Raw genomic sequence first — 4,685 nt, 5'->3', positions numbered from 1 at the left:
AGGTTGGCTTTTCGGAATAGAAGTAACCACCGGCGGCGGCGACGAAGGCAATCGCGCACATCGCGCCCGCGGTCAGCCAGTTCCTGTAAGCCATTCGAGATCCTCGGCCGGAAACGCCCTAGTGCGAGACCGGCAAGGTCCCCATATCGGGGTGAATTTCGGCGGCCATAAGGCCTTTGTCGCCGCGCCCGAAACGAACCAGCACGACCTGTCCGGGCCGAAGCTCGGTGATACCGTAACGGCGCAAGGTCTCCATATGGACAAAGATGTCCTCGGTACCCTCGCCGCGGGTGAGAAAACCAAACCCCTTGGTGCGGTTGAACCATTTTACCAAGGCGCGTTCGAGACCGCTCTCCGGCGTCACCGCGACATGGGTGCGCTGCTCCTGCATCTCGGCCGGGTGGACCGCGGTGGTGACATCCATGGAGAGCACACGGAAGGCCTGCAATCCGCGCTCGCCATGCTTGACGAGGCAGACCACGCGTGCGCCTTCCAGCGCCGTCTGAAAGCCGTCTCTTCGAAGACATGTCACATGAAGGAGGATGTCGCCCGAGATGCCGTCATCCGGGAGGATGAAACCATAACCCTTGGCCACATCGAACCACTTGATGGCGCCGGCTACTTCGAGCAGATCAGAAGCGTCGCCGCCTTCGTCACGCTGCAAGGCGTCGCCAAGGGTTCCGTCCCGCCCCATGAAAGAGGCCTTTTCCCCCATAAGAATGCCCCCTCTTTTCAAGAACACCGCAACTGATTCTTGCCAACAGATTAACACTGCGGCTTCCGGTGTGTGCAAGACCTGCCGTGCCTTTTTTCACGGTTCATTGGGGCAATACCGGATTTGTTCTTTGCCGGCATTGCGCACCGCCGCACGATTGCCCTTTGACAGGGCCGACCCTATGTTGCGCCGCAACGCAATTTATCGAGGAAATCACATGCGCTATCTGCACACTATGATCCGCGTCGCCGACGTCGATGCCTCGCTCGACTTCTACTGCAATAAGCTCGGCCTCAAGGAAGTGCGCCGCTACGAAAACGAGCAGGGCCGCTTCACGCTGATCTTCCTCGCCGCACCGGAAGACGAGGAGAGCGGCATCAATGAAAAGGCACCGCTGGTCGAACTGACCTACAATTGGGATCCCGAAGACTACAAGGGCGGGCGCAATTTCGGCCACCTCGCTTATGAGGTCGACGACATCTACGCCACCTGCCAGCATCTGATGGACAATGGCGTCATCATCAACCGGCCGCCGCGCGACGGCAACATGGCTTTCGTCAAGTCGCCGGACGGCATCTCGATCGAGCTTTTGCAGAAAGGCCCGGCCAAGGCCAAGGCCGAGCCTTGGGCTTCGATGGCGAACACCGGAAGCTGGTAGCCGATCACGCTGTCTTGAGCGGACAATGCCAGGCTGACGGCCCCGCTACCGTTTGGTTTTTCAGGGGCGGCGCCTATCTGTCTGGCTGAGGCGCCAGGCTTGGCCGGCGCCCAGCCATGCAAAAGGGCGCTTGCCCAGGAGAATTCATGCCGACCAGCCATGCCGACGTCGCCACCGAACATGCCAGCCGCTACCTGCAGCAGTTGTGCAAGCACTGGGCACACAAATTCCCGGTCGAGTTCGATCCCACCCATGGCACCATCGATCTCTCAATGGGCCGTACCGTCATGGCTGCCGATGCCGCAGCGCTGCATGTCACGGTGTCGACTGACGAAGCAGGATCGATCGAGCGCCTGGAAAGCGTTGTCGCCGATCACATCAAGCGCTTTGCTTTCCGCGAAGAACTGACCTTCGACTGGAAACCAACTTCCGCCTAGCCAGCCAACTACTTCTCACCGGCGTGTGCGGCCATCTCCAGCAGCGCCTGCACCGAGCGCCAATTGCGCGCGGTACCCGGCACTTTCAGCGTGCGCGGGATCAGCCCGGCAAACACCGATTTGCCCAGCCCATTCGGTGCGCTGAGGTAGAGCACATCGCCCTTGATCTCGAAGCGTTCGGGGCCGGTGCACTTTTCGGTCAGCCGCGCCACCTCATCGGCGGTCGGCTCGCGTTCCAGCACATAGGCGTGCAGCTTCGTGTGGTCCGCGGCAATTTCCGGATAGGGATTTTCGCGCACCAGCTTCTCGAACCAGGAGAGATCGCGCACCATGATGCGCGAATGGAACCCCCATTTCGTCTCGAAGGCTGCTTCGAGCAGGTTCGCCAGTGCCGCCGCGTCGCCTTTCTTCGCCCGGAACACGGCATTGCCGCTCTGCACGTAGGTGGCGACGTCGGAAAAGCCGAGGCCCTCGAAGAACGACCGCAGCTCCGCCATCTTGACGATGCGGTTGCCGCCGACATTGATGCCGGAAAACAGCGCGACGAAGATTTTTCCCGGATCAACCATTCGATCGCTCATATGATGAACCCGGCCAGTGTCTCGTTGTCGGTGATGTCCTGATACTGAACGCCCTCGGCCTCGAACTTCGCCTTGAGCAGATCGAAATTGCGACGGTCCCTGGTTTCGATGCCGATCAGCACCGAACCAAAATTGCGCGCCGATTTCTTCAGATATTCGAAACGGGCGATGTCGTCGTCGGGTCCGAGCAGTTCGAGGAAATCGCGCAGCGCGCCCGGCCGCTGCGGAAAACGGATGATGAAGTATTTCTTCAGACCCTCGAAGCGCAACGCCCGTTCCTTGACGTCCGGCAGCCGCTCGAAATCGAAATTGCCGCCCGAAACCACGGCAACGATCGTCTTGCCCCTGATCTCCTTCTTGGAGAAATCCTTGAGCGCATCGATCGCCAGCGCGCCGGCCGGCTCCAGCACGACGCCTTCGACGTTGAGCATCTCGATCATGGTGGCGCAGAGCCTGTTTTCCGGGATCAGCCGCACCGTGTCGGCCGGAAAATCCTTGAGATGACGCAACGGCTCGCGGCCGATCTCGGCCACCGCGGCGCCATCGACGAAATTGTCGACCTTGGCGAGCTTGAGCCGTTTCCCCGCTGCGAGGCTCTCGCGCAGGCTCGGCGCGCCTGCCGGTTCGCAGAAGACGAAGTGTGCTTCCCTGCCCTGATCGGCGAAATAGTGGGTGACGCCCGCGGCAAGTCCGCCACCGCCGACCGGCAGCATGACGATATCGGGCATGCGGGCGCCCGGCATCTGGTCCGCGATCTCGTAGGCGACGGTTGCCTGGCCCTCGATGATGTCCTTGTGATCGAAAGGCGGCACCATATGGGCGCCGGAACTGTCGGTGAATTCCAGGGCAGCGCGATAGCAATCGTCGAAGAAATCGCCGACCAGTCTGATCTCGATGAAATCGCCGCCGAACAGCCTGGTCTTGTCGATCTTCTGCTGCGGCGTCGTCACCGGCATGAACACGACGCCTCGCCTGCCGAAATGGCGGCAGACGAAAGCAAAGCCCTGCGCGTGGTTGCCGGCGGACGCGCAGACGAACAGTTCGGCCTCGTTGCCGGCCGCCAGTGTCTTGCGGAAGAAATTGAAGGCGCCGCGGATCTTGTAGGAGCGGACCGGCGACAGATCCTCGCGCTTCAACAGCACCCGCGCACCGGTCTTTTTCGACAGATAGTCGTTTTCCTGTAGCGGCGTTTCAGGGAAGATCTGGCGGATCGCGGCGGCAGCGGCAGCAACGCGGGAAGAGAAACTGTTCATCGGAAACCACCCCTGGGGAAAATCACCTTGCGTTGCATGCTGTCCGCGGATCTCTATCATTAATCGGGTCGCGAACGTTCGGTTGTTGAGCGCCATGACCAGGTGCGGCGCGAGCCCGCCTATCACATATCCGGCTCCCCAGCGCCATCGTCCATCATTTACGTCCTTCCGGGCGGAAATTTTGCGAAATATTTTCAGCTACTTGCGGGTGCATTCTCATGCCCCCTCGCATCGGGCGGTATGAAATCGCTATCTCCGCGGGGATTGGAGGGCCAGCGGCGACGCCGCTCATTGCGCACATCACGCAGGCGTTTCCCGCCATTTTGGCTTTCGCGCAACACTGCGATGGCCGCAGCGGGGCGCCGATCACATTTCGACTCGACAGGACTTAGTTCTGCCGCACTCTGCCTGTCCGGGAGGTATCGTGAGGATAGACAGGCCTTTCGGCCGGAGTTGGAAATTCAGGCGTGCCTTTGAAGAAGATTTTTACCGTTGTCCTGGCCTTGTTCGTCGCCGGCTGCGCCGGCCAGCAAACACAGGAATTGCTTGGCAGCGCCATGGTGTCCGCGCCGGTGACGGAGATCGCCGGCAACCACTCGATCTTCATCGCCACGACGCGCAAGAAATCCGACGATCCCAACAAGGTTTTCGACGGCGAACGGTCGGCGACGCTGAACTATGCCCGCGTCAACGTCACCGTTCCGGGGCTTCACAAGACCGGCCAGATCGAGCGCCGCTCGCGCGGCAAGTCGGACGACCCGGCCAAGTATTTCATGGCTTCCGAGGTCGTCGGCTACGACACGCAGCCGAAATTCTCCAGCGCGCTCAACGCCGACATCGCGGCGCGCGGCGGCCGCGTCATGGTCTTCGTGCATGGCTACAACACCGGCTTCGATGCCGCCGTCTATCGCCTGACCCAGATCGTCCATGATTCCGGCTATCCCGGCACGCCAGTGCTGTTTTCCTGGGCATCGGGCGCCAGGACCACCGACTATGTCTACGACAAGGAAAGCGCCAGCGCTGCCCGCGACCAGTTGGAGG

General features: G+C 61.1%; 6 protein-coding genes. 3 read left to right on the top strand and 3 right to left on the bottom strand.

The features are described 5' to 3' along the window. Positions 1 to 118: 118 nt before the first annotated feature. A complete protein-coding gene (locus EN879_RS24865) occupies positions 119 to 694 on the bottom strand; it encodes a cold-shock protein (RefSeq protein ID WP_174564974.1) in 576 nt (191 codons plus the stop codon). A gap of 238 nt (positions 695 to 932) precedes the next feature. Here EN879_RS24865 and gloA point away from each other — a divergent pair, with 238 nt between their 5' ends. Further along, positions 933 to 1,373, top strand: a complete 441-nt coding sequence (gene gloA / locus EN879_RS24860; RefSeq protein ID WP_013531328.1) for a lactoylglutathione lyase — start codon at positions 933 to 935, stop codon at positions 1,371 to 1,373. A gap of 146 nt (positions 1,374 to 1,519) precedes the next feature. Then, a complete protein-coding gene (locus tag EN879_RS24855; RefSeq protein ID WP_027160411.1) occupies positions 1,520 to 1,810 on the top strand; it encodes a DUF2218 domain-containing protein in 291 nt (96 codons plus the stop codon). Positions 1,811 to 1,818: 8 nt separating this feature from the next. Here the strand turns inward: EN879_RS24855 and EN879_RS24850 are convergent, their stop codons facing one another. Both EN879_RS24850 and ilvA read right to left on the bottom strand, forming a co-directional pair. Beyond that, a complete protein-coding gene (locus EN879_RS24850; RefSeq protein ID WP_024503867.1) occupies positions 1,819 to 2,379 on the bottom strand; it encodes a DUF1697 domain-containing protein in 561 nt (186 codons plus the stop codon). Positions 2,380 to 2,387: 8 nt separating this feature from the next. Beyond that, on the bottom strand, positions 2,388 to 3,644 hold the full coding sequence (ilvA, locus tag EN879_RS24845; RefSeq protein ID WP_063168104.1) for a threonine ammonia-lyase IlvA: 1,257 nt from the start codon (positions 3,642 to 3,644) through the stop codon (positions 2,388 to 2,390). A gap of 467 nt (positions 3,645 to 4,111) precedes the next feature. On the opposite strand from ilvA, the gene EN879_RS24840 reads away from it, so the two are divergent. Next, positions 4,112 to 4,685, top strand: a 574-nt coding sequence (locus EN879_RS24840) for an alpha/beta hydrolase (protein ID WP_127274308.1), incomplete at its 3' end; no start/stop codon positions are given.

The sequence above is a fragment of the Mesorhizobium sp. M7A.F.Ca.AU.002.02.1.1 genome (assembly GCF_003998535.1).
Classification (GTDB): domain Bacteria; phylum Pseudomonadota; class Alphaproteobacteria; order Rhizobiales; family Rhizobiaceae; genus Mesorhizobium; species Mesorhizobium ciceri.
The sequence above is the reverse complement of the archived record's forward strand: the minus strand, read 5'-3'. Positions and strand labels throughout refer to the sequence as shown.